This is a genomic window from Sessilibacter corallicola, from assembly GCF_021290925.1.
Lineage (GTDB): Bacteria > Pseudomonadota > Gammaproteobacteria > Pseudomonadales > Cellvibrionaceae > Sessilibacter > Sessilibacter corallicola.
Map to the genome: position 1 here is coordinate 1,222,907 of NZ_JAJSLX010000001.1, position 24,388 is coordinate 1,247,294.

Here is a 24,388-nt window from a genome sequence, read left to right on the forward strand (position 1 = left end):
CCGAGCCTTGGCATTCAAGTCACTGTTAAGCAAAACCCTCAACATGACTTAACGCGCTTGAATGTGTCCAAATAGCATTAATCAGAAATATTGGGACAAGCAATGAAAAAGTCACTCCTACGCCTTCTTGCCTTCACCACCACACTGTTCTTATTCAGTACCGCACACGCTGGCGAAGCCAAAGTTATTGATGTCAAAATCAAACATCGCGGTTCCAACGTTTATGATTTTCGCGTCACCGTAGAACACGCAGACGCCGGTTGGAAACACTACGCCAATCGCTGGGAAATTCTCGACGAAAACGGCGAAATTATCGCGACACGTGTATTGCACCACCCACACGATAACGAGCAACCCTTCACAAGAGGTTTACGTAACGTCGCCATTCCTGCCGAAGTTAACATCGTTGAAATCAGAGCCCACGATTCAAGACACGGTTACGGCTCTGTTACTAAAAAAATTGAAATTCCACGTTAAATAACACTCACCCCAAATAATTAACGCCTTTTAAGTTCCGCGCGGGTTGTATTTTCAATGCAACCCCAATTTAAAAACACTTCCATAAAAAACAATTCGCAAGAAAAACCTTCTCTTGAAAAAAATTTCAATTAATTGGAAGTGAATTCAGAAAAATTATTCCTACGCCATTAAAAAAAATAATGTGTAATTTTATTGTTTAAAAAGAAAAACAATGGGTTGATTTGCGCAATTTTTTAGTGCGTAATAAGCGCTTGTTTTTCAGGCAGGCAAGGCAGTTTTTATTGTAATAACTTAGTATTAAAAGTCTTTGTATTTAAGAGTCGCTACTCCTAGGTGCTACCAACACCCAGAAGCAGCTAACCACAACTGATATAGTGAGTATCAATCATGGCTAAACGTAATGGTACGCCAGAGCATCGCTCGGCCCAAGGAAAATCTTCCAAAATCCGCAAACTCAAGGTTCGAAAGAGCTATTACCCCTACATACCCGGTGATCCCTACGTCAATCGGTACAAACGCTTCCCAACCGTTCCCTTAATACAGCTCAAAGGCTACTGGCTCAACAAAGCTGGTTTCACCATAGATACCGAACTTTCTGTTCACGTAAAAGACGGCTGCATTACCATTAAAGTCAAAAAATCCGACGAATAATGCTTGGTAGTGATTTTAAATACCAACTCTTAATTGAGTTGGTATTTATGGATAGGTAAAACTTAAAAGTTAACGGTTAATTTATACGAAATGATTTTTCCATATAGTCGTAAAGAGTTCGAAAACAAAAATTAAAGCCGAGCTTTTGGGGAGTAGTGGTCATAAGACGACATGAAAAACAATTTACGCGCCACATTATTTGAAGAGTTGACGTAGGATGCCTTTCAGGATAGCGTTGAGGAAAATTTAACCGGACAGCAAATTCTGCGAAGTATTTATTGCTAGTTATTTAAACGTCATGTAAGGAAGTAGTATGGGTTTTTTATCGTTCGCAAATTATCAAAATATATTAGATAAGTGTAACTATGAATTACAAAGGCTTGATACATGTTCTAAACATCCTGAATACGATTATCTAATTTTTAATATCGTATTCGGGTTAAATCCTTTGTATGAATGGGCAATAAAAGATCCAGAAATATCTACTAATCTTAAGGCTAGAATCATAAAGGAATTTAATCCCTACAGATGCTATAAGCGTGTCGCCGATGGTCTAAAAAAATACTACAACGAAGAATGCTTTCCACAAACTAATGAATACCAAGAAGTAATTAGAGAGCTATGTAATAAAGCAAAGCACTTTAGTAAGAAAGCTATAGAGCAACAGCAAAAAAATTATACCTGTGGTGCTGGTGAGGTAGGAATGCAAGCTGGGGAACCAGAAGCCGTAGCTGGAACTTTTAATCATTATAAATATTATGTAGATATATCGGGAGTTGAAGTTGAGTTAACAACCGTATTAGCTTCTCTTGTTGAGTGTTGGAAAACTACAATTGAGGAGCACAGATAGATGGTGAAGTTTTTCTGCAACCTTATTAGGCTCTCATACAAAAACTACGGAGGGATATATAAGAAGAATAGAGCTGGATAGCCTTTCCAAGAGAACTTTAAAGACAGCGTTTAGAAAATTTAACCGAGAGATCTATCTCGACGTCTGCATATTTGTAAAAACCTTATTAGAAAACATATTACATTGCTTGCATATAAACACAAATTAAGGAGCAATTATGGAGTTTGAATGGGATGAAAATAAACGATTAAAAACTCTCGAACAGAGAGGAATCGATTTCTGGGATGCAGTATTAATCTGGGATGATCCATTAAGGCAAGAACGCCTTGATACTCGAAACGACTACAGAGAAAAACGTTATCAAACCATTGGAAAAGGACCTGTTGGCATATTATTTGTTGCATACACTATTCGTGAATATGAAAATGGGCATTTCGTAAATAGAATTATTTCTGTCCGTCCGGCAAAGAAGAAAGAGATTGAAATGTACAAAAATAGAACATTTCCACAAGGGTTAGTTGTATGAGTGAAAAAATAACACGTATAACACTTGCGCAAGCTAGAAAGTTAAGGGGGCTATCTGATGCCCGTCGAATACAAGAGATGACCGATGAGGAGATAGAAAAAATTATAGAATCAGACCCAGATTTATATCATTTAACCGATGAAGAACTATCGCAATTCAACTTGGCTAGGAATGTGAAAAATGGAAAGTAAAGGTAAAATTATAAGAGTCACCCTAGAAGAAGCTAAGAAGAAAAAAGGTAAAAGTAACATTGGCAAACTTCTTTCTGAACAGGAAAAAGAAAAGAAAAAAAGGCTCTAAAAATTGCTTTTCTTGGCACAGAACGCCCATTCATTTCTATATGTATGGACAGGATACACAAGCAGACTAAATTTTTTTGTAAGGAAGTGGCTCGTATGAAAAATGTAATAGAACATTTATGTACGCATGGTGCAACCGAGTACACTGAAAGAAAAATTAGTGCTTTTATGAAAATGAAAGAAGAATGAGGGTTACCCCCACCTTTCAAGAAATACCTTGGTATCCTTGAAGAGTTCGGCCTTGATAAATCTAAATGTGTGAAACTACTCTCACCGGACATAGCTAATGCCTAACGCAACTAATTTTAAAGCTCTAGCATCGGAATGGAAATTAGTCCTTCAAGCTTTAGATGCCTTTAAAGCTGATCTGGATGCTAAAGTGGACTCTATCGATGATGAAGATAAGCAAAATGAAATGTATGACGATTTGGAGAGATTGGAAAGACTTATTCCAGATTTTCAAGCGCAATTTGATGCTAATTTCAAATAAATTAAATTGAGCTTTAATAGGTTTGTCTATTTAATATTTTAGTGTCTTGTAGTGCTATTCCATTTAGAAAATCACCAAAACCAAAATATAACTAACAATGGTATTTTATCGAAACTGAAAACATTGGCACAAAATTAAAAAACATATCACGAAAACAAGTGATGAGAGCTTTTCATAAGTATCTCCACTGTAGTTACAGACGACAGTATGTTTTTATCAGAAAAGTAAGCCATGTTATTTGACGAAGCCATAAAACCCATCAGTAAACATTCAAAGCGCATACTTATTTCCATACTATCAATTGTGATTACTGCATTAGTGTTACTTGCGTTCATGTACGGCGGCACTTATACCGTTTTCGTTTGGGTCGCTGGTTTTCCGCTAACACTCGTTTTGCTGTCACTTACTTTTGGTAAGGCGTCCAAAGATAAAGGCATAATGTCATCATTCACTTTATTTAGCGTTGGAGGCTTAATCGGTATAAGCTCTATTGTCGCAATCTTCTACGGCAATTTTACGGCCAGTATTGGTTTAACGCTTTCAATATTAATATTGCATTTAGGATGGCAACGCAGGAAGTAAACCTTAACATCAGTAAACTAAAGTATTAGTTTAAGCAACCTGTAACAATTCAAGCCCTTCGAGATAACAGTGTAGATAATTTTATTTTTACATCTACTGTGAGAATAACTACTACTCAACCAACCTATCTACCCGCCCCCTTTTCACACGTGCCAATAAATTGATTTTTAATGACGAAATAGAAAGTCAAATGAGTACTGTTTAGCCACAAATATAATCGACAAAACAAATACGTCTGTGATTATAATTAGGACAAGATAACCTTAATTCAAAAATAAACTAAAGTATTAACTCGCAGTTTCAAGTAATAACTGCATACGAAGGAATCGTTTTAATGAGTGAATCCAATAACCGAACTCAGGCTCGTACTTTTCATGAAAACGGTCAGACTCTGGTGACTATTAAAACCCTGCTCGCATTCCTTCTTTTCGTTGTCATCAGTAGTGAAGTCATTGCAGCATCAATAGAGGACTACGGGAATTTACCTACCAATCGATCGCTGGAAATTTCTCCCAATGGAGAAGCAATCACCTGGATTCAAGAACTCGACGAAAAGGTAACTTTGTACGTTGCCAATTCCGACGACTTAAAAGTTATTAAAGCGTTGGAATTGGGTGACGCACTCATTCGTAAGGTCTATTTTGCCACGAATACACACATTATTATCGAGATATCAAAAGCCAGAAAGCTCACCTATGTCGGCCAAAAATACGAAGACTCAGCAGCATTTTCTTTCAACGTTAAGACAGGGAAGACGTCTATTCTTCTCAGAGAAAACCGGGATATCTATTTTGCTCAAACAGGTTTGGCTGAGATTGTCGGTTTTAACAAAGAAAAAGAAACCGCGCTCATGCCAGCTATTGATAACTCATCAAAGTTTAACTTGTATTCTGTTGATCTAAACACAGGTAAGGCAAAGCGATTTAAACCGGGTAAACAAGAAACAATCAATTGGCACACAAACTCTGCAGGCGAGGTAATAGCAAGAGAAGACTTTGACGGTAAGAAAGATCGTTATCGCGTCTATTCTTATACTCAAGGTAAAAAACCGGTTCTTGTTTACGAAAATGAGACATCGTTACCGAACCTGGACATCGTCGGAATCAATGAAGAAAAAAATACATTAATTGTCTACAACCGAAGTAGCACTCATGAATACCTTACTGATTTATCATTAGATACCGGGGAACTCGAAAACAATCTATTCTCAATACAAGATGCCAATATCAAGAATTATATAAAAAGTAATAACGATGAATTGTTGGGATTAAGTATTTCTGGTTTAACACCTGATTACGTTTTCTTTGATGAAAAAATCGACCACTCTTTTGAACGATTGCTGAGCACGTTTAAAGATAAATCCGTTAATTTATTGTCTTACAGTGACGATTTCAAAAAGATTGTTGTGATAGTGTCCGGCTCACAATCACCAGAGAAGGTCTACCTGTTCGATACAGAAAACGTAAGACTAAACAGCATCGGTCGGCAGTTCAGCAGCATTGCTGAATCCGATGTCGCAGACGTTTCGTCCTTTACCTATCAAAGCCGAGACGGCTTAGCACTCAATGCTGTGATTACTTGGCCACTGCAAAAAACAGACTCCGATCAAAAAAATCTTCCTACGTTAATATTTCCACATGGTGGTCCAGCTGCGTACGATTCCATTCAATTCGATTGGTGGGCACAGTACTTCGCAAGCCAAGGTTACCTTATTATTCAACCCAATTTTCGGGGTTCGACTGGTTTTGGCGTAGAACTTACTCAAGCAGGGAACGGTAAATGGGGTAAAGAAATGCAGAACGACGTTACCGATGCTCTCAATCATGCCATTGAATTAGGCATCACCGACCCTGATCGTGTCTGCATTATGGGGGCTTCCTACGGCGGGTATTCGGCGTTAGCAGGAGGTGCGTTTACACCGGAGAAATTCCGCTGTGTGATTTCAGTCAATGGCGTTTCTGACATTCCTAAAATGCTTTCCTACGACAAAGATGTTTACGGAAGAAACAGTTGGGTGGTTAATTACTGGGATAAAGTTATCGCCAACGGAACACTCAAGAAAAACGATCTAAAAGACATCTCACCAATTCATCATGTCGACAAATTCGTATCGCCAACCCTGTTGATTGTGAGCAAAAACGACACTGTGGTTTCACCGAAACAATCCAAAGCTATAGCAAAGAAACTCAAACGTGCAAAAAAATCCGTTCGAATAGTCACACTAAAAGGCGAAGATCACTGGTTATCAAAAAGCGAAACCCGACTTTCTATGCTAAAAGCCATTGATGAGTTTTTAAAAGAGCACAATCCTATATAATTAGTTTATTTATCCAAACTTTTAAACTCATACTTAAAGCTTCTAAGTTAATCTGAATGACAGAAATCGTAATTAAAGAGTTAATTAGTCCGGCGAGCGATGTTTCGTTTTTAAACGACATCGTTGCTCTGCATGAAAAATCGCAGCAAGAAAATTCGACTCCGTATTTGTATTCTCAAGATGTATCTTTTTTTGAGAGAAATCTAACCGGAGAATGCTTAAACAGCATTGCTCTGGTTGATAATACGGTTATTGGCTATGCTGCGCTCAGAAGAATGGACCCTTGGCCAAGTTATTTGACGCCAGTTAATCTTCCAATCAATAAATGCGGTTTAATGTTAATTAATTTGGTGGATCCTAAATGGCGTGGCAAGGGTGTGGGGCGCAAACTTTGTGAAAGTCGACTTTCTATTGCTGAGCAACACGGTATAAACCATTTGTTCTCGACAGTTCACCCAGAAAACACGGCAAGCATGCAATCGCTCATAAAATTAGGATTTACAGTGTTGGAAGAACGGGAAATGTTTGAGCAGAAATTACGTCGTTGTGTGTTGTATTTGGATTTAACGTCTGAGAACAAACTGGTGTAGATATGCGCCCTATTTTAGGGCGCTAACACTTTAGCTTTTAAGCAAATCAATACAAGATTCGGCAAGCTCTGTAATTTTAGTAGGCGGACTGATTTTATTTCGATGACAAGCACAATAAACCACTAACGCAACCAAAGAATCAAAAGCGTGCTGTTCTGGGTAGTCTTTCATCCGTACAATCATTTGCCATACAGTGGTGCTGAAAGGCATTTCCAGTCCCGGAAGACCGTTAACGTCGAATGCTTTTACTTCGCCGTTACTGTCTAACCGGCAATCGATTCGGGTGTAGTCGTTGATGTTTAAGGCTTTACAGATAGGAATGAGCGCTTGTTTTATTTTCTCAAGTAATTCTGCCTCGGTAACCACAGTTAACCATTTACCGTCACCCCAATCACGCATGCGTACGTCGTAATCTAATACTGCATTGGGGTTATCGTAGAGATTAATATCGTAGTATGTCGGTAAAATTACCGGCTCTTCTGGTGTCATAAACACGGCAACAGTGATGTCTCTCCCCGGTAAAAACTCTTCAACCAAAACGGGATAACCATATTGCTCACCAATCGATGTCAGTTGCTTAGATAAACTGTGTAAGTCATGCGTAATGCAGTCTTGGGTGATACCTTTGCTGGTCGAAAGATTATTGGGTTTTACAAACAGAGGAAATAACAAGTTTTTGTGAGACAAAATTGTTTCTAAATCATTGATGTCGTTCTTCTCAAACGCATTAAATCTAGGTACGTTCAATTGATTATCGATCAGAATTTTTTGGCAATCTTGCTTATTATAAACACTCTTTAATGTTGTCGAGCCGCTGCCAATAAAAGCAAATCCAGCAGCTTCTATTACCTCTCCCATCCAGACGAGTTCACGTTGTTTTTCATCGCGATAAACATCGTAAGCATTCGGCCATAACAGCACTTCTTCTGGATTTAATTCGGCTAAAAAAGCATTCAGTTCACTGAGGCTTTTAACCTCAGTAATTTGTACTTCAATATCCGCTTGTTCTAGCGATTGAATAACCGAGCGTTGGCTTTCGGCATCCGTTGCCCAGCCCATAGACCAGCGGTCTAGGCTGTTTATAATAATTATTTTCATAGTAAATCACGCAAAAAATGGGGTTCTAGATACCTCACCCATGTACGGCAGGCAGAAATAATTGTATTTGGGTCTGTCTAACAGTTCACGAATTAAACATGAAAACACGCAGCCAGACTATACTGATATATTTTACAGGAGTTGTGCTAAAAGCAATGATGAGATTGTAAAAGCTTTGTCATTAATAACAATAGCCAACCTTTAACAGGATACTTTTTATTTTACGGATGTATTTTCTCTCACAAATAAACACCCTTACATACAATTCAACAACTGTTAAATTTTTGCGTTTATTAATTTCAAATAAGGTTAAATAAGACAACTTCGCAATAGCTTACGCGATCACCTAAACCTATCACCTCAAAAAAATAAAAATAATTTTTCTTTTTTATAGTTAATAAATTAATGGCTTTTCACCGAGTAGAAAAAAGAAAGATTGAGAACGAATTTATGACAAGAAGAAAATCTTGGAGGGAATCTAAGCAGTGAAAAGTCTGCACTTCTCACTGCTTATTTTTAGAAAAGTAAATTAAGGGCAATTACCTAATTCATAAAAATTAGGCGTAGTTTCTGATAATACAATGTTGGTCGGGAATGCCACGGCGAAACCTAAAACATCCTCAGAACCTACAGCACACGCAAAGGCTCCTCCCGAACAATAAAATGCTCTGCCAGCAAAGATATGACCAAAGTTACTGCTAACATGCTCTACACAGTCGAAACTCGGCTCTGCACTGACTTCTACAGCACGTTGCGCGGACTGCTGAGATCCGTCCGAAAAATCCACTGAATAATTAACGGTGTAGCTTCCGGCAGTACAGGTATCAAAGTTATTGCCACTCACCACAACTTGATTGGTGATATCTCCCAGGGTTGCGTCTACCGCAGAAAACCCCGGCTCACTGTAAACATCGCATTCATTGAGATTAACGGTCAAGGGAGCATTTAACGTTAGATTATTTTGACCAACGGGAGGCTCACCATCCACTCGGCGATTATTGGCAAAAAGAAATGCGGTTAACACTGCTGGGTAATTTATCGAAGTATTATCAATGAAAGCACTTAAACCAGAACCGCCACCGGCAGGCCATGCGTGACCAAGACCATTGATGGTGATGTTTTGCACGCGCGTACCTACGCTATCGCTGTAGGTTTCTTCAACGCCGTCCAAAGATACTCCAGAAATAACGTTACTGCCGCTGTCTTTGCTCGCACCATAAATCGCCGCAAAAGATTCAGCATTGATATCGGCGTAGCCTTGAGCTGCAATAAAATCGCTCGTACCCCAAACGATCGACATAATTTGAGTGTCCAGGAATGAGCTGTTTGATCCGGCTAACGACAAGCAGTCGTTTCTGGCTTGGGTTGCGGTTGTTCCGACAAAACTGGCTTCGGTGTCTGCAGTACCAATGGTTGGACCAGCAGAGTTACCGAAACCTGCAAAAACATCCGGTGCTAAACAAGCCATAACGTTAACCATCCCACCACCTGAAGACAGGCCCGACATATACACCTGATCGGCGTCGATGTTCAGCGTTGCGCGGGCCTTTAAGGTAGAAACTAACGATAAAATATTATCGTTGTGTCGGTTATTGCGCGTATGGTTGGTGTTGTAATAATCCCAACAACCAAAGATGCCAACGCCTCCGTTCGGGGCATTCGGAACCGCAACGACCATGCCGTATTGCTCAGCCGTGGCTTCCCAGTTGCTTTGGTCTCTAAAATCGGTATTCGTTGCCGCTTGTTGAGAACAACCGCCGGTAGTGATCATTAATGCTCGCTGGCCGTTTAAGGCAGGCGCACTGGATGGTGTGTAGATGTGCACAGGCATACTGGCGATGGTTTCAGTAGACCAACTACCACTGTGACTAATAAGCGGGGTGGAGACGAGCGCAAGCCCTAAGGCCAGCTTAGTAATCGAAGATTTCATAATTTCTCTCGCGAATGTATTGGATTTTCCGCAGTTGCTTCGAACGAATATATCGACTTCTTCTTTTGCGCTGAAACTGCGACTCCATTACATCAGCGAAAGCACCGCGGGTGGATTGCTTCCTAACTAAAATTTCGTAGAGCGAAGAGTGAACCCCTTAATGAATATCACTCTACGAAAATACTGCTTGTTATTAGAGGGTTAATTAGCACTTTTAATGGCGTTTATTTTTTGATGGCTCGAAAAAAAACTCTGTAATGCCGTAACGCATTGCGGCTCATTCAAAAGCGGCGCGTGGCCCCTATTGGTAATTTCACAATACGTTAATTGAGCGTTAACACTTTTCATTCGTTCGACACACTCTACATCGAGAATGTCGGAAAACTCTCCGCGAATCACTAAGATCGGTTTATCATTAATAACATCGAATTGTGGCCACAGATGAATCAAAGGTGTGTTTTCGTCTTTTACTTTAATGCTTTCTGAAATTTCTGGATCGTAAGCAAGCTCTATTTTGCCGTTAGTCGATACGCGATATAAGCCACGCGTAAACGTAAGCCATTCTTGCTCACTCAAATCCGGTAATTCGAGTTCATTGATCAGTTTGTTTTGTCTGACCGCTTCTTCCCAACTGTCAACAATGGTTGATTTTCCAACGTAATTTCTAATTCGCTCCAAACCAACTGGGTTTATTTCTGGGCCAACGTCGTTTAGAACAATAGACTCGATTAAATCGGGAATGATATTTGACACCAAAATCGAAACAATTCCCCCCAGAGAAGTCCCAACCAAGGTAACGTCACTTAAATTTAAGTGATCAATCAGCTCAACGATATCGCGTGCGTAAATTACGGGTTGATAATTTACTTTATTGGAGTCGTATTCAGAATTGCCCCGCCCTCTTAGGTCTACGGCAATGACTCGGTACTCATCCCTGAATGGTTCACTAAAACTTTGGTAATCCAATGAATTACGCGTTAATCCTGGAATACAAAGCAGTACTTTTTTATTTGGATTGTTCGCCGTTTTATTGGATGTGTATTCACGTGCATATAAATTAAGGCCATCGGAACTCACGTAGTTGATCGCCATTGTATTTTCCATGTGTATCCGCCCTTACAAATTTTTAGAACTCGTATTGCTTGACTTCACCACTGGCTGATGAGATGTCGAAAAAAGGGGATATAAATCCCCCAAAGGACACCTCACCAAAAACCACCGATTATTAATTACAATCGGTAGTTCACATTCAACGATACGGTGCGTGGGTTTCCGTAATAACCAATAATTGAATCTTCTAAACCGAGACCAATAAAGTTATAACCGCCTACTCGATATTCTTCGTCGGTAAGGTTTTTACCGTGTAAACCCACTGACCAATGATCGTCAACACTGTTCCAAACAATGCTGGCATCCCAAAGGCTGTAACCTTTTTGATCCACTAACGATTCTACCTGCGGGAAAATACGGGTAGAGCTTCGGTACGCGCTGGAGACATTAACGTTGAGTGTTCCCAACTGATCAAGGTCAGTGAAATAATTAACCGCTAGATGTGTGGTCCAATCCGGCGTAAACGCAAAACCCCAAAAATCAGAAACATCCACTGGACCGTCTGGGCCATCGGTAATAACTTCGGTAAATTCGGCGTTGGTGTAGCCGGCCGACGCAATTAAGCTAAATGAATTGGAAAGCTGCGCGGTGACTTCTAATTCTGCACCTTCAACAAAGGCTTTACCGGCGTTGACCACTTCACTCACAAACGTTGTACCATTTGATGCTGCGGTTTGTACGGTAACTTGCAGATCATCGTAATCGGTGTAGTAAGCCGCAGCGTTCACACGTAAACGATTATTAAACCATTCCGATTTCAAACCGATTTCATAGGTATCTACAATTTCTGGATCGTAGCCGTTAACGGTATCAGGATTTAAGCGTGCGTTACCGCGCATATCAAAGCCGCCACTTTTAAATCCGTGACTGTAAGAAACGTAACCTAAAACGGCATCTGTGAATCGATAATCCACACTTAAACGAGGAGAAAATTCGTTCCAGGTATCGTCGTTGGTGTAGTCGGTGTTAACCCCTAAAATTAATAAATCTTCGCCACCAAGCTCGCTGGAGCGACCATCAGCAAATAAGGTTGCGTTAAATACATCCGCTTCTTTTTCATCGCGGGTATAACGAGCACCGGCGGTAACCGATAAGCGGTAATTAATATCGAACGTTGCATGAGCGTAAAGCGCGTAACTTTCGGTATCTACTGATCCTGCGGTTACCGCGTCAAAGTTTGCCGCAACGTTGCTGCCATCACCGAATAAATCGGGAGTATCGAATGCGCCGAGCAATACATCAAACGCACCCGATGCTGTGCCTTCGTAGTAATACAAACCACTGACTAAATGGAAATTATCCGAGGTGTAATTAAACTGGAATTCTTGCGTGAATTGATCATCGTCGTATTCAGCGGGAACGTGCAATGAAGCAAATGAGGTGTTATCGAAATCAATGTTGGTTTGGGTTTCACCTTCGCGATAACCGGTAATGGATTTTAAGGTAACGCTATCGTTAACGTCCCACTGCACCGTTACCGAGGCACCGGAGCTTTCCACGTTGTTGTCGGTATCTAAATCGGCGAAGCTATCAAAGACGCTGCCAGGAATTGGCTCATCAGGAACAAGCAAACTTTGTGTTAGACGAGAACCGCCTTTTGCGTTGGAATCGTCGTCAGTGAAATCTGCAGCAAAGCGAATTAACAAAGATTCGCTCGGTGTTACCTCAACGGAAACTCGACCGGCGAGAATATCTTTGTTGTAGTTTTCATCGCCATTTAATAAGAACTCACCAAAACCGTCGCGATTTAAGCTGGCGATACTTCCGCCGACGGTTACTAAATCTTCAACTAATGGCAACTGACCGGCAATCGTAATATCGCGCTGATTGTAGCTACCGATGGTGCTGCTCACGGTTAATTCTGGCTCACCGGTTAAACGTTTGGTGACGTATTTAACCGCGCCGCCAATGGTATTTTTACCGTACAGTGTTCCTTGTGGACCACGCAATACTTCGATGCGCTCAACATCGTACACATCCAACACACCCGCTTGTGGACGAGCAAAATAAATATCATCTACGTATAAACCAACGCCTGGCTCAAATCCCCACAACGGATCTTCTTGACCAACGCCGCGAATAAACGCAGTCAACGTTGAGTTGGTTCCGCGACTGGTTTGCAACGTCGTATTCGGGGAAACTTTTTGTAGCTCGGTAATATCCAAGACACCGGTTTTTTCCAGGGTATTAGAATCAAATGCGGTCACCGCAACGGGAACATCCTGAACCGACTCTTGTCGCTTCTGCGCGGTAACGACGACTTCTTCTAAGAAACCTTCTGAAAAAGCGACATTTGAGAATACGCAGGCTTGCGCTGCAATAACCGAAGCAATCACCTGTGAAAGTGTTTTATGTGAGGTATTAAGTTTCATAGCTGAACCTTTGTATTTATTATGAGTATTGCGGGTAAAGCCAATAAAGAATTTGTACAGCGTATTGCAAGAGACATCCGTTGCCTAGATTTGATACTCTCCAACCAACTCTACCTGACGACCACCACAATGGCAGAGACTACGCCCAATGAGCTGTTCAATTCCTTCTGGCACACAAGCCATGCCGGCCTATTCTTCGCTGAAATAAACAACAGCGGTTAATGAGTTTTATCAAAAAGAGAATGCTAAGTTCTTATTGTTATGATTTTTTGCTAAACGAAATACTGATGAATCGGGAAACTACTTATTAAGTAAGTAAAACAGAGCGAACGCTGTATTTAAAAATCACATTAGATTTAATAAAAACTAAATCATAATGTTCCGCTGATTTTTAATTTTTATTACCCAATACAGTTTATTTTACGTTATTTATAGTGGGCAAATATTAAAACGAAATACCGAGAAAATCGTTTTATTTATTATTGGTAGTTATTGTGTTGCGATTGTTCTGGATAACCGTATTCTGAATAATCACTTTCAATAATGTTCTTCAACAACGTTTTTAACATCATCGTCACTAACGTCTTCCAATAATTTTCAACAGCTCTTCAACACCTGTTGAACCTCTGATTTAAGAGTATTCAACAGGTGTTGAACTGTCAAGCATCACTCACTATATTTTTTTCAAGTTTTGTTTTGTCTGATTTATAGCGAATCCATATTAACGCCGCACTAGAAAAGACAAAGGCAACGAGAATAGCGATGGTCGCTGATACTGCGGGATTGGCAACACCAAAGAACAAATTAAGCGATAGGTGAATAATCAGCGCGCCCACAGCCGGAATTGCCACAACCCATACCGGAAACTTATCTTTAATGAGTACACCGAACAGAATAGGCACCATAGACGCCGCCGCAAGCCCGTAAACCCCTTTTTGGGCAAACAAACCGATAAGCTGAGGGGGATTCCATGCCAACGCACCGGCAACAACACCCACGCCAATTAACACCCAGCGCGACATTTTTAACGCCTGATTGTGATTGCCAGTAATGGGCATAACAATGTCTTTGACCACCATCGCCGACAGCGACACCAAAATACCATCAAGTGTGCTCATACCGGCTGCAAGCAGTGTGATGAATATGAAAGTCAGCGCGTATTGACCCAACTGAGAATCACTGAATTCAAACAATAAATACTCTCTAACCACCAAATCTTGAGAGCTAATATCTAAGCCTGCAAGTTTTGCGTAGAAGCCAATGGCCAGCATTAAAGAGAAACAAAAGCCAACGACAAATGTGGTTGCAATGAATTTTTTAATGTCTTTTTCTTTCTTCAGATACAGCACTTTCGTGAGAATATGAGGCTGTAACATCAGAGCAAATGTGACAACAAAACCACTGACAAAGACCGAGAAAAAGCTGAAATAGAGTTCGCTGTCTGGATTAAAGACGGACGCGTAATTCTTACCAATTGCAGAAATTGACTCGATCACACCGGGTTCAAAGTGATGAAACCCTTCGATAAACAAGAACAACGCAATTAACAGCATCATTACGCCTTGCAACGTATTGGTGTAAGCGTGGGCGTAGGTTCCACCCATTAATACGTAGGAAAAGACAAACAATAAAATAATAACAAGCGATGTTTTTTGATCGATTGGAAATAACCCAGTCATCAAATAACTACAGCCGACCAAAATCAACACCACAAAGGTGAGCGAAAGCAAGTTAATAAAAGCGAAAAATAGGCTTAGCTTTCTATTTTGGTAACGGTGATAAATCCAATCGGGAATTGTCAGCGCTTGGTTTTTATTGCCCAACTTCAAAAATCCATGACTTAAAATACAAAAAGCCGCTAGAATTCCAAGGGAGGCTGCAACACCAAAATGCAAAAACGCAGAGACACCGTGGACGTAGATAAATCCAGGGTTAATGACGAAGGTTGCGGTTGAGGCGACCGAAGCCGCAAGAGTGACTCCAATAAGATATGGACTCATATCTTTATTGCCAATGGAGAACCCTTTTATGTCTTTGGTTCGGCGCATGCCAATCCAAGACAGCCAATAGATTACAACGATATAAAAGCCACACAAAAGATACTTAAAAATCTCAGGAGTCATTATTATTATCACCTTGCTGATTCTGTCAAACCACTATATTCAACAAGTGTTGAATTTGCAAGGATGGACGACTAGATTTTATAGTATGCGAACGTACAAAATAGGGATACTAGAATGACCAAAACCGCCGCATCCGAAAATAATCTTAAAGAAATCAATAAGAAAGATCGTATTTTAGATGCAGCAGAAGAGCTTTTCGCGCAACACGGATACGACGGCGTCACCATCCGGCAAATTGCAAAAGCTGCAGAAGTCGACGTTGCCTTGGCAAATTATCACTTTGGTAAGAAGCTGGATTTGTTTCACGCCGTGTTTGACCGTCGCGCTCAACTTTTAAGCGATACCCGCCGCCAATTGTTACTCAGCGAACAAGATGCCCCTCAGACTCTTGAGCAAATCATCGAAGCTTTTTTGCTCCCATTGAAAATGGCCCAACAAACCGGCGATGCCGGATGGCGAAATTATCTAGCCCTTCTCGCGTATGTCATGACGTCTCCTGTGTGGAATAAAATCATGATGGATAAGGTGTTTGATAAACGCGTGCATGAATTCATTGAGGCACTGAAAAATGTATTGCCCAATGCCAACGAAGAAAAGCTCCACTGGTGTTATCACTACATGTCAGGAGCACTTGCCCTAACACTCGCGCAAACGGGCCGAATTGATCGTCTTTCAATGGGTAAATGTGAATCGACTGATTTTGATACGGCTTATAAATTGATGGTGCCGTTTTTAGCCGAGGGCTTTAGAAAGGTATGCGGTTAACTCTACGATTAAACGAATCAACATTGAGGAGCCGAGGGGAATAATCCCCTCGCTCAACGTCAATCTGTTAACCCTTAAAAAGAGAAGGAAACCCCAACGTAGGCAGAGCGACCTTCACCCGGGGTGAAAACTCGCTGATTTCCCTCTGTGGATAAATTGGCAACGGTAGATACATTCGAAATAAATTCTTCGTCGGCAATGTTTTCAATAGAACCAAACACTTTTGTCGATGAATTAATATTCCAACCGGCGGTTAATCCCCAAAGTTGATAACCCGGCGCTTGAAAAGTGTTGGCGTAATCAACGTAAGCACCGTTGGCAACATGACGCATATTTAATCCGGCGTACCAGGTTTCACCATGGTCGTAACGCAATTCTGCAACGTAGACAACCTCAGGAACACCCGCTAGTGTGTTATTACCGTTAACGGGATCGTCATCGAATTTAAAGTCGTTATAAGTCAGAATATTGCGCAGCCGTAAGTTGCCAGCATTGCCAACCAACCCACTGAGTAAATCAACGTCAATACCGATTTCTAAACCTTGGTGAATGGTGTCGCCCTGAGCGTTTTCGGTATTGGTAACGGTTGTACCGCCGAAGAAACCGGGTGCAGCAACATCAATAAATTCGTTTTCCACTTCACTTCGGTAAGCGGCAATATCCCACGCAATGGCTTTATAGAAACCGCGCGAACCAATTTCATAGGTTATCGATTCTTGGGCAAGCAGCTCGGTGAAAGGCAACGCACCGCCGGAGGTTAAATCGGTAATTCCCGGCGGCTCATAACCTTCACTGACATTGACGAAATACTGAATATTGTCTGATGGCGAATACAGCAAACCAATTCGAGTACTGAATTCGTCGTAACTGATTGAACCACTGTCATCTTCCACCGGTCCACCAGGGAAAGCAGGTTCAGCAAAAACATTTCGATTGGTGCGCTCACTGTCGACGTAATTAAAGCCCAGCACCAAATTCCAATGCTGGCTCAGCTTGGAATCCAATTGCGCATAAATAACGGTGTTTTCAGCGTCTTGATCATCATCGCTCGACAACGCACCTTTTTCGCCGAGAATATTTTCATACACCTCTGCGTCGTTTTCACTCTGCGCGTGATTAATCCCAACGATCCATTGTTCGTCGAAACCGGCTAATGAAAATTCGCCGGAAACCTGCGTTGAAATTCCCCACTCCTCTTCCTCTTGATCAATGATACCAACGAAAGGCGTTAAGGCATGGTCTAAGGTTCTTTTGGTAAACCAAGCCGCTGCTTCGATATCAACCTGACTCAGTGAAATAACGGTTCTGTTCGAGAGGCGGTAAACGTCTAAATTACGATCCTGATCATCGACAATATTGGTTTCGCGGGTTTGTTTCGGATTAGCCAAGGCATCTTCAAACGACAAACTGCCAGCGAGCTCAAAGTCGTCTTGCAGTGCGGTCACGAAAAAGCGCGTTTCAATATTATCGGCCAGAGAAAATCCGACGTTACCAAAGCTGTAAACACTGTCGACTTCAGCGTGACCTCGGAATCCGTCACTGTCTAATCTGGTGACCGCGCCATAGTAATCCACCTTACCGGTATCGCCCGAGGTACTGATGCTGCTTCTGGCGGTTTCAAACGAACCGGCTTCAACACGAACGGTGGTTCCGGCTTTACGGGTTTTTCCAGTTGGGGTGACAATATTGATGGCACCGCCCAAAGACGAGGAGCCGTAACGAAGGCCATTTGCGCCTTTGAACACCTCAATGTGTTGAATCGACAACGGATCGATTTCTTGGAATTCGGTAATGCCACTGGCACGAGAAATCGGCACACCGTCGCGCAACACGGTTAAACCGCGACGCTCAAACGTAGCGTTCAAACCGGAGCCACGAATGGAAATTCTATTTTCACGCTGGGCGGAAGTATCGGCAAAAACACCAGGGGTAAAAACCAAGGTATCGCCGATACTTTGGGTGAAATTATCTAAGAAGTCATCGGCAGCAACAAAACCAACACCCCCAGGAATTTTTTTCAAATTCTCGATAGAAGCCTGCTCACTCACGGCGGTCAAACTGCCTTTTTGTTCAGCAGTGACAACGACTTCTTCTAATACCTGGCTGTGTTGGCCAAGACCTGCGGCTAATACCACACTGGATTGCGCCCCTAATGCCATTGCAATTAACGCAGCTGTCGTTCGATTTTTCACAAAACCACCCTTAAACTCTGATTTAAAAATGCCAGTGATTTTAGGGTTTTACGCGGTATTTAAAATGTGACCAAATGTCGCATGCACGGACGTCTCCGTTGCTGGAAAAAACATTAAACAGGTGTTTTATTTCAAAAACACTAAATTACTTTGAGCAATAGGTTAAGGAGCCGCCAATTAATAGTTATTAATCCATTCAGCCTAATAATGGTTTTAGGTACTGATAGTTACTTGTCCCTCTATTTTTTCGATTCTATTTACCCATTTATTCGCATTTTATTTTCTTATCGACTCTTTATAATTCTTATTAACCTTCTTATTTATTCTTTCGGTGATCAATATGCGAAAAAAATTTCTGTTTTTGTCGGGTTCGACAAGAAAAGATTCGTTCAATACAACCTTGGCGCGCTATTGTGCTGAAGTAGCCAAAACACATGACGTTGACGTCGAATTTGTCGATCTTGCAGATTATCCAATGCCTATTTTTAATCAGGATCTTGAATCTGAAAGCGGCGCTCCAGAAACAGCAAAAGCACTGAAAGAAAAATTCGTTTCAGCAAATGGATTTTTAATTGCTTCTCCAGAATACAATTCAACCATCACTCCGGTTTTAAAAAATACCATTGATTGGCTATCGCGAAAATACGACGATTCAGAACCAAGGCTGGTGTGTTTTTCAGATAAAGCCGCAGCTATCGTTTCAACAGCATCTGGTGTTTTGGGCGGCCTGCGCGGATTAAACCCTCTGCGACTGTTGTTATCGCACATCGGCGTGAATGTTGTGGGAAAACAATTAGCGGTTGGTTTTGCTCAAGAAGCTTTTGATGATAAAGGCAAGCTGGTTTCGCAAGATCAGGCAGAAGCAATTAATACGATTATTAAAACATTAATTCGCATAGGTTAATGGTATTAACAACAGGCATAAAAAAACCGCTTTAAACAGCGGTTTTTTTATTTTTACGATTCGATCAATCCATCTATGCGGTTTGTTCCAGCATCTTTTCCGACGCCTGATTTACGCACACCAAAATCGCATTTAAATTTGCGCTTATGGTATCTTGGTTTCGGTTAATACCACTGTAACGTTCGCCATTAATTTTTGCTTGCACGTAAGCAACAGCAGAGGCATCGGTTCCAGAACCGACAGCGTGTTGGTCGTAATGAACGATTTCAATTTCGATATTCAGATATTGTTGCAACGCATGGCAAAACGCTGACAACGCACCGTCGCCTTGACCTTTAATGGTTTCAACAACACCTTCGCGGTTTTGTACGGTGGCACTTACCATTTCGTTTTCGTTGGTTCGATCAAGAGAATAACCCTGCAAGGCTAAATTCTCAGGCGCTTTCATAAACGCTTTTTCAACCACGCTCCAAATTTCATTGGGCGATACTTCTTTGGCTGATTCTTCCGCGTGAGCTTGAACCGCACGGCTGGCTTCGATCTGCATCCAGCGCGGCATTTCAAGACCGTAGTCTTGCTCCAATACGTAGGCGACGCCGCCTTTACCAGACTGGCTGTTCACACGAATAACAGATTGATAATCACGACCGATATCGCGAGGATCAATTGGCAGATAAGCAACGTCCCAAGGTTCGGAGGGGTCTTGTTGCGCTAAACATTTGCGAATCGCATCTTGGTGACTGCCGGAAAATGCGGTGTAAACCAAATCACCGACCCACGGATGGCGTGGGTGAACTTCAATTTGCGTACATTCTGCAACCACACGCACGATTTCGTCGGCATTGGAAATATCCAATTTAGGATCAATACCTTGGCTGTACAGATTCATCGCCATAGTGACGATGTCCATGTTACCGGTACGCTCACCGTTGCCCATTAAGGTGCCTTCAACACGATCTGCACCGGCAAGCATGGCCAATTCACCGGCGGCAACACCGCAGCCGCGGTCGTTGTGGGTGTGCACGCTGACAATAATCGAATCGCGTTTATTGATGCCATCGCAGAAGGTTTCAATTTGATCGGCAAAGACATTAGGCGTTGCGCACTCAACAGTGGCAGGCAAGTTGAAAATAACTTTGTGTTCCGGCGTTGGCTGCCAGACATCGATAACGGCGTTACAGATATCGATGGAAAAATCGATCTCTGTGCTGGAGAAACTCTCGGGCGAGTATTCAAACATCCACTCACAACCTGGGTGACGCTCGGCGTGCTCTTTCACCATGCGGGCACCGTTTTGAGCGATTTCGATGATGCCTTCTCGGCTCATGGAAAATACTTTTTCACGCTGCACAGGCGAGGTGGAGTTGTAGACGTGCACGACCGCGCGCTTAGCACCTTCCAGCGCTTGGAAAGTACGCTCGATTAATGCCTCGCGCGCCTGTACCAATACTTGAATGGTAACGTCGTCGGGAATTTGGTTTTCTTCGATCAACCAACGGCAAAAATCGTAGTCGTGCTGTGACGCCGACGGAAAGCCAATCTCAATTTCTTTGAAGCCTACTTTTACCAGCAATTTCCACAGACGCTGCTTTTGACTCACGGTCATAGGCTCGATAAGCGCCTGGTTGCCATCGCGCAGATCAACCGCACACCAGATTGGCGCGGATTCAATTTGCTTGGCGGGCCAGCGGCGATCAGCTTTTGGCAGAACCGGTGTGCGACGATACTTTCGATGATCAAAAGTATTAAAACTAGCACCGGTTTGGTCTGTGGAACTCATGGGGAAAACCTCGATTAGGGTTATTGGCTCTGATTCAAGTGATTCAGTAGTGAGTAATTTATGATTATGACAGCAGATGTTACCAACAGTCATTGCGCGATCTTTGTCGTTATGGAGTTGATCGGGCACGCCGTTACTCACGGCAAATTAGGGCGCACTCCCCTTTACCGATGAGCACGTTGGTATCTGCTTTCGGTTATTGTAAGTGAAGTTGTCGCCCTAACGAATCAAAATTGTGTATCGATGACTTTGTGAGTCGTTGATGTAAGCCTTGTGAGCTTGTTTAAGACTGCTTCTTGTGGAATCAGTCTCTGTTTTGACCATATGAGTATTCTAGTCAAAACCCTGGGCAATGACTTACCAAATTTAGCGTTAAAACGGTAATACCCAGCAATCATTCACCCAAATAAGCTATAATCAAGGCACAACTCACCTCAGAAGTGACAATAGCCGATGATTAACCTTGATCGCACCGATAAACGAATACTCAATCACCTACAAAAAGACGGCTCGCTCAGCAATTTGGAGCTGGCTGAAAAAGTCGGGCTGTCCGCCTCACCCTGTTCCCGACGGGTTAAAGCACTGCGAGAAGCAGGCATTATTGGCAAGACCGTTACGGTCTTAGAACCCAGACCTCTGGGGCTAAACCTAACGGCGCTGATTCATATCAGTATGGACCGGCACACACCCGATCGCTTCGAGTTGTTTGAAGCCGAGATTGAATCTTACCCCGAAGTGCAGGAATGCTATTTGATCACGGGGCAATCGTCGGATTACGTATTGAAGGTGGTCGTAAAAGATATGGAAGCTTACCAACAATTTTTGTTGGGTCGGCTCACGCGCATTCCGGGCGTATCTGGGGTTCAATCGAGCTTCGTGATGAAACGGGCAAAAGACACCACTGAAATCCCCATTGAGTAAATGAACTCCAAGATTACTTGTCAGAACGGGTTTTGTTTTTCTTTGGAGGAAGCTGATCGTATCGCGGCAACGAATCTGGCTCTATGTACCAATCCGGTTCGGAGTCACAAAAAACATTTTGCTGCGGTCGAATGCCTGGATCGCTATCGAGGGTTCCGGCGGGAATAATCACGGTCTTTTCGGATTTAGCCAACCAAGGTAAAGCGCTGCCACATTGCGTGCAAAAAGCCGTGGCGAAATGCTTGGTATCTTCGGGCACAAAGCGTTTTACAAGGTTTTCGCCACTCAACCAACGAAAGTGCTCGCGGGCGACAATGATGTTGGAAGCAAACGCGCTTCCGGTAAATTTTCGACAGCGAGAGCAATGGCAATACTGAAAAATACCGAGATTTCCAGTGATTTCAAACGTCACGCCATTGCACAAGCAACTGCCATTCGCTGTCGAAGTCATAGTCGAACACTACTCTTTAACAAGGAAGCTTTCGGGCTTCATGTAAGTGAGTGACATGTTGATTTCACCCGGCGTTGCCAATTCCATAAACATCATCATAACGTTGAGCTGGCCTTTAACGCGAATACCGGCGGGGATATCGAATAAAATCGTCCCTTCTTGGTTAGAGCGGATGTTTAAATCCTGTTTGGCTCTCAAACGCGGGGCAATTTTCTTCAGCAACTGATCAACCGATGCTTTAAAGACATCGTTATTGAAACCAGGGCCGACGAAATCTTTGGAATTGAGCGATAAATTTAATTTAATTTTCAGCTGACCACCGACGGTGATTTCACCCAAAAATACTTTTTCGCCCGATTTAAGTCGTTTAAACAACTCTTTGGAACGCTGCTTTTCGGCCTTCAATACGATTCGTAAAAGGATGCCACACCCTAAATCCAACACTTTTGGCAATTCAACTTTCAGTTGTTGGTTGTCAGGATTAACGTCCATTTTATGGCTAATTCCAATATCAGTTGGGTCCATCTCTGATATGGAATTGGCTGGCGCTAGATTCTCTTGCGGCTCACTGGTCTTTTCAGCTTCGCCGCTGTCATCTAACTCAGCGTTATTTTTTAATTCCGAGTCACTCATTAATAATTACTTCTTCAACGTACTTGTTAATTTGAACGGCAATGGCGAGTGCAGTTCCCCTAAACTCGCCAAAGACCAAACAAGGTAATTACGGTTTTTCGGTCACCAATAATTTACTTGGCGCGCTCTTCCAAAACGGCTACCGCAGGTAATACCTTACCTTCAACATATTCAAGGAATGCACCACCGCCGGTAGAAATGTAGGAAACCTTCTCGGCGATGTCGTATTTATCAACTGCTGCAAGCGTATCACCACCGCCGGCAATGGAGAATCCTTCACTTTGAGCAATCGCCAGCGACAACGCTTTGGTACCTTCACCAAATTGGTCGAACTCAAATACACCGACAGGGCCATTCCAGATAATGGTTTTCGCATCTTTTAGCATGTTTGCTAAAGTCTCGGCGGTTTGTGGACCGATATCGAAAATCATATCGTCGTCAGACACGTCACCGGCAGCTTTCAAAACGGCTTCTGCAGATTCGGAGAATTCTTTACCCACAACAACATCGGTTGGCACAGGAATGTCGCATTTTTCCATCAACGCTTTTGCTTTTGGAATCAAATCTTCTTCGTATAACGACTTGCCCACCGGCTTACCGCTGGCCGCCAAGAACGTATTGGCGATACCGCCGCCAACAATCAGTTGATCGACTTTGTCAGACAGGGTTTCAAGTACTTCTAACTTGGTTGACACTTTTGAGCCACCAACGATTGCAACCATAGGGCGAGCTGGATTTGCCAAGGCTTGTTCTAGAGCACTTAATTCAGCGGCCAACAATGGTCCTGCACAAGCGACCGGCGCAAATTTAGCAACACCGTGAGTCGATGCTTGCGCGCGGTGAGCGGTTCCAAATGCATCCATGACAAAAATGTCACACAGGCTTGCGTATTCTTTAGCAAGCTCTTCGTTGTCTTTCTTTTCACCTGGATTAAAGCGCACGTTTTCTAAAAGAGCAACGCTGCCTTCGGCAACGTCTACGCCTGCGCGGAAATCCTTAACCACGGGAACATCGCAACCTAACAATTCGGCGATGTATTTCGCCACAGGGGCCATTGAAAATTCTTCGGCGTACTCGCCTTCGGTTGGGCGACCAAGGTGAGACATCACGATAACTTTTGCGCCTGCTTTCATCGCGTGTTCGATGGTTGGTAAAGACGCGCGAATTCTGGCATCGGAAGTAACTACACCGTCTTTGACTGGTACGTTTAAGTCTTCGCGAATAAGTACACGCTTTCCTTTTAAATCTAAATCCGTCATGGATAGAACAGTCATGATAGTTACTCCGAAATTAAGTTGAGACTGATACTGATGTCGCCGTTAAT

At 42.4% G+C, this 24,388-nt stretch carries 23 protein-coding genes; 13 read left to right on the forward strand and 10 right to left on the reverse strand.

Going from position 1 to position 24,388, the window contains the following annotated elements; translation table 11 throughout:
• Window positions 1-102: 102 nt before the first annotated feature.
• The 9 genes from LU361_RS05120 (at window position 103) to LU361_RS05160 (ending at window position 6,785) form a co-directional block, all read left to right on the forward strand.
• On the forward strand, window positions 103-477 hold the full coding sequence (locus LU361_RS05120; RefSeq protein ID WP_233087678.1) for a hypothetical protein: 375 nt from the start codon (window positions 103-105) through the stop codon (window positions 475-477).
• A gap of 390 nt (window positions 478-867) precedes the next feature.
• Window positions 868-1,131 (forward strand): SymE family type I addiction module toxin, encoded by a 264-nt coding sequence (locus tag LU361_RS05125; protein WP_233087680.1) that lies wholly within the window; start codon window positions 868-870, stop codon window positions 1,129-1,131.
• A 313-nt stretch (window positions 1,132-1,444) separates the two neighbouring features.
• Window positions 1,445-1,981, forward strand: a complete 537-nt coding sequence (locus LU361_RS05130) for a hypothetical protein (protein ID WP_233087682.1) — start codon at window positions 1,445-1,447, stop codon at window positions 1,979-1,981.
• A 217-nt stretch (window positions 1,982-2,198) separates the two neighbouring features.
• Window positions 2,199-2,507: a BrnT family toxin gene (locus LU361_RS05135; RefSeq protein ID WP_233087684.1), complete on the forward strand. Its 309-nt coding sequence runs from the start codon at window positions 2,199-2,201 to the stop codon at window positions 2,505-2,507.
• Complete coding sequence (locus LU361_RS05140) at window positions 2,504-2,698, forward strand: hypothetical protein (protein ID WP_233087693.1); 195 nt, start codon at window positions 2,504-2,506, stop codon at window positions 2,696-2,698. Before LU361_RS05135 ends, LU361_RS05140 begins: the two co-directional genes overlap by 4 nt.
• A 394-nt stretch (window positions 2,699-3,092) precedes the next feature.
• Window positions 3,093-3,296: a hypothetical protein gene (locus LU361_RS05145; protein ID WP_233087695.1), complete on the forward strand. Its 204-nt coding sequence runs from the start codon at window positions 3,093-3,095 to the stop codon at window positions 3,294-3,296.
• A 231-nt stretch (window positions 3,297-3,527) separates the two neighbouring features.
• A complete protein-coding gene (locus LU361_RS05150) occupies window positions 3,528-3,878 on the forward strand; it encodes a hypothetical protein (protein ID WP_233087697.1) in 351 nt (116 codons plus the stop codon).
• A gap of 334 nt (window positions 3,879-4,212) precedes the next feature.
• Entirely contained in the window at window positions 4,213-6,195 is a 1,983-nt protein-coding gene (locus LU361_RS05155) for an alpha/beta hydrolase family protein (RefSeq protein ID WP_233087700.1), read from the forward strand.
• Between the two features lie 56 nt (window positions 6,196-6,251).
• Window positions 6,252-6,785, forward strand: coding sequence for a GNAT family N-acetyltransferase (locus LU361_RS05160; RefSeq protein ID WP_233087702.1), 534 nt, complete (start codon window positions 6,252-6,254; stop codon window positions 6,783-6,785).
• Window positions 6,786-6,815: 30 nt separating this feature from the next.
• Here the strand turns inward: LU361_RS05160 and LU361_RS05165 are convergent, their stop codons facing one another.
• The 4 genes from LU361_RS05165 to LU361_RS05180 form a co-directional block, all read right to left on the reverse strand.
• Window positions 6,816-7,883: a D-alanine--D-alanine ligase family protein gene (locus tag LU361_RS05165; protein ID WP_233087704.1), complete on the reverse strand. Its 1,068-nt coding sequence runs from the start codon at window positions 7,881-7,883 to the stop codon at window positions 6,816-6,818.
• Between the two features lie 529 nt (window positions 7,884-8,412).
• Window positions 8,413-9,813, reverse strand: a complete 1,401-nt coding sequence (locus LU361_RS05170; protein WP_233087713.1) for an extracellular catalytic domain type 1 short-chain-length polyhydroxyalkanoate depolymerase — start codon at window positions 9,811-9,813, stop codon at window positions 8,413-8,415.
• Between the two features lie 201 nt (window positions 9,814-10,014).
• On the reverse strand, window positions 10,015-10,917 hold the full coding sequence (locus LU361_RS05175; RefSeq protein ID WP_233087715.1) for an alpha/beta fold hydrolase: 903 nt from the start codon (window positions 10,915-10,917) through the stop codon (window positions 10,015-10,017).
• A 125-nt stretch (window positions 10,918-11,042) separates the two neighbouring features.
• Entirely contained in the window at window positions 11,043-13,295 is a 2,253-nt protein-coding gene (locus LU361_RS05180) for a TonB-dependent receptor (RefSeq protein WP_233087718.1), read from the reverse strand.
• Between the two features lie 21 nt (window positions 13,296-13,316).
• Between LU361_RS05180 and LU361_RS05185 the strand changes: the two genes are divergently transcribed.
• Window positions 13,317-13,517, forward strand: a complete 201-nt coding sequence (locus LU361_RS05185) for a hypothetical protein (protein ID WP_233087727.1) — start codon at window positions 13,317-13,319, stop codon at window positions 13,515-13,517.
• A 437-nt stretch (window positions 13,518-13,954) separates the two neighbouring features.
• Here LU361_RS05185 and LU361_RS05190 read toward each other — a convergent pair whose 3' ends face one another.
• Window positions 13,955-15,418 carry a sodium:solute symporter family protein gene (locus LU361_RS05190; RefSeq protein ID WP_233087729.1) on the reverse strand — a complete coding sequence of 488 codons (1,464 nt, stop codon included), beginning with the start codon at window positions 15,416-15,418 and terminating at the stop codon, window positions 13,955-13,957.
• Between the two features lie 114 nt (window positions 15,419-15,532).
• On the opposite strand from LU361_RS05190, the gene LU361_RS05195 reads away from it, so the two are divergent.
• Window positions 15,533-16,183 carry a TetR/AcrR family transcriptional regulator gene (locus tag LU361_RS05195; protein ID WP_233087731.1) on the forward strand — a complete coding sequence of 217 codons (651 nt, stop codon included), beginning with the start codon at window positions 15,533-15,535 and terminating at the stop codon, window positions 16,181-16,183.
• Window positions 16,184-16,257: 74 nt separating this feature from the next.
• Here the strand turns inward: LU361_RS05195 and LU361_RS05200 are convergent, their stop codons facing one another.
• Window positions 16,258-18,375 carry a TonB-dependent receptor family protein gene (locus tag LU361_RS05200; RefSeq protein WP_233087733.1) on the reverse strand — a complete coding sequence of 706 codons (2,118 nt, stop codon included), beginning with the start codon at window positions 18,373-18,375 and terminating at the stop codon, window positions 16,258-16,260.
• Between the two features lie 340 nt (window positions 18,376-18,715).
• Between LU361_RS05200 and LU361_RS05205 the strand changes: the two genes are divergently transcribed.
• Window positions 18,716-19,279 carry an NADPH-dependent FMN reductase gene (locus LU361_RS05205; RefSeq protein ID WP_233087735.1) on the forward strand — a complete coding sequence of 188 codons (564 nt, stop codon included), beginning with the start codon at window positions 18,716-18,718 and terminating at the stop codon, window positions 19,277-19,279.
• 73 nt (window positions 19,280-19,352) lie between these two features.
• On the opposite strand, the gene leuA is transcribed toward LU361_RS05205, so the two are convergent.
• Complete coding sequence (gene leuA, locus LU361_RS05210; RefSeq protein ID WP_233087737.1) at window positions 19,353-21,059, reverse strand: 2-isopropylmalate synthase; 1,707 nt, start codon at window positions 21,057-21,059, stop codon at window positions 19,353-19,355.
• Window positions 21,060-21,512: 453 nt separating this feature from the next.
• Here leuA and LU361_RS05215 point away from each other — a divergent pair, with 453 nt between their 5' ends.
• Window positions 21,513-21,980, forward strand: a complete 468-nt coding sequence (locus LU361_RS05215; protein ID WP_233087739.1) for an Lrp/AsnC family transcriptional regulator — start codon at window positions 21,513-21,515, stop codon at window positions 21,978-21,980.
• Window positions 21,981-21,993: 13 nt separating this feature from the next.
• On the opposite strand, the gene LU361_RS05220 is transcribed toward LU361_RS05215, so the two are convergent.
• The 3 genes from LU361_RS05220 to LU361_RS05230 all read right to left on the reverse strand — a co-directional run bounded on the left by LU361_RS05220 (window position 21,994) and on the right by LU361_RS05230 (window position 24,338).
• On the reverse strand, window positions 21,994-22,431 hold the full coding sequence (locus LU361_RS05220; protein ID WP_233087741.1) for a GFA family protein: 438 nt from the start codon (window positions 22,429-22,431) through the stop codon (window positions 21,994-21,996).
• Window positions 22,432-22,440: 9 nt separating this feature from the next.
• Window positions 22,441-23,064, reverse strand: a complete 624-nt coding sequence (locus tag LU361_RS05225) for a hypothetical protein (protein WP_233087743.1) — start codon at window positions 23,062-23,064, stop codon at window positions 22,441-22,443.
• Window positions 23,065-23,177: 113 nt separating this feature from the next.
• Window positions 23,178-24,338, reverse strand: a complete 1,161-nt coding sequence (locus LU361_RS05230; protein ID WP_233087745.1) for a phosphoglycerate kinase — start codon at window positions 24,336-24,338, stop codon at window positions 23,178-23,180.
• Window positions 24,339-24,388 lie beyond the last annotated feature (50 nt).

Coding starts and splice junctions, on each gene's coding strand:
- LU361_RS05180 (WP_233087718.1), bottom strand. CDS start 13,295: ATGAAACTTAATACCTCACATAAAACACTTTCACAGGTGATTGCTTCG.
- LU361_RS05140 (WP_233087693.1), top strand. CDS start 2,504: ATGAGTGAAAAAATAACACGTATAACACTTGCGCAAGCTAGAAAGTTA.
- LU361_RS05150 (WP_233087697.1), top strand. CDS start 3,528: ATGTTATTTGACGAAGCCATAAAACCCATCAGTAAACATTCAAAGCGC.
- LU361_RS05175 (WP_233087715.1), bottom strand. CDS start 10,917: ATGGAAAATACAATGGCGATCAACTACGTGAGTTCCGATGGCCTTAAT.
- LU361_RS05185 (WP_233087727.1), top strand. CDS start 13,317: ATGAGTATTGCGGGTAAAGCCAATAAAGAATTTGTACAGCGTATTGCA.
- LU361_RS05125 (WP_233087680.1), top strand. CDS start 868: ATGGCTAAACGTAATGGTACGCCAGAGCATCGCTCGGCCCAAGGAAAA.
- LU361_RS05195 (WP_233087731.1), top strand. CDS start 15,533: ATGACCAAAACCGCCGCATCCGAAAATAATCTTAAAGAAATCAATAAG.
- LU361_RS05145 (WP_233087695.1), top strand. CDS start 3,093: ATGCCTAACGCAACTAATTTTAAAGCTCTAGCATCGGAATGGAAATTA.
- LU361_RS05160 (WP_233087702.1), top strand. CDS start 6,252: ATGACAGAAATCGTAATTAAAGAGTTAATTAGTCCGGCGAGCGATGTT.
- LU361_RS05215 (WP_233087739.1), top strand. CDS start 21,513: ATGATTAACCTTGATCGCACCGATAAACGAATACTCAATCACCTACAA.
- LU361_RS05135 (WP_233087684.1), top strand. CDS start 2,199: ATGGAGTTTGAATGGGATGAAAATAAACGATTAAAAACTCTCGAACAG.
- LU361_RS05230 (WP_233087745.1), bottom strand. CDS start 24,338: ATGACTGTTCTATCCATGACGGATTTAGATTTAAAAGGAAAGCGTGTA.
- LU361_RS05205 (WP_233087735.1), top strand. CDS start 18,716: ATGCGAAAAAAATTTCTGTTTTTGTCGGGTTCGACAAGAAAAGATTCG.
- LU361_RS05190 (WP_233087729.1), bottom strand. CDS start 15,418: ATGACTCCTGAGATTTTTAAGTATCTTTTGTGTGGCTTTTATATCGTT.
- LU361_RS05120 (WP_233087678.1), top strand. CDS start 103: ATGAAAAAGTCACTCCTACGCCTTCTTGCCTTCACCACCACACTGTTC.
- LU361_RS05225 (WP_233087743.1), bottom strand. CDS start 23,064: ATGAGTGACTCGGAATTAAAAAATAACGCTGAGTTAGATGACAGCGGC.
- LU361_RS05170 (WP_233087713.1), bottom strand. CDS start 9,813: ATGAAATCTTCGATTACTAAGCTGGCCTTAGGGCTTGCGCTCGTCTCC.
- LU361_RS05165 (WP_233087704.1), bottom strand. CDS start 7,883: ATGAAAATAATTATTATAAACAGCCTAGACCGCTGGTCTATGGGCTGG.
- LU361_RS05220 (WP_233087741.1), bottom strand. CDS start 22,431: ATGACTTCGACAGCGAATGGCAGTTGCTTGTGCAATGGCGTGACGTTT.
- LU361_RS05130 (WP_233087682.1), top strand. CDS start 1,445: ATGGGTTTTTTATCGTTCGCAAATTATCAAAATATATTAGATAAGTGT.
- LU361_RS05155 (WP_233087700.1), top strand. CDS start 4,213: ATGAGTGAATCCAATAACCGAACTCAGGCTCGTACTTTTCATGAAAAC.
- leuA (WP_233087737.1), bottom strand. CDS start 21,059: ATGAGTTCCACAGACCAAACCGGTGCTAGTTTTAATACTTTTGATCAT.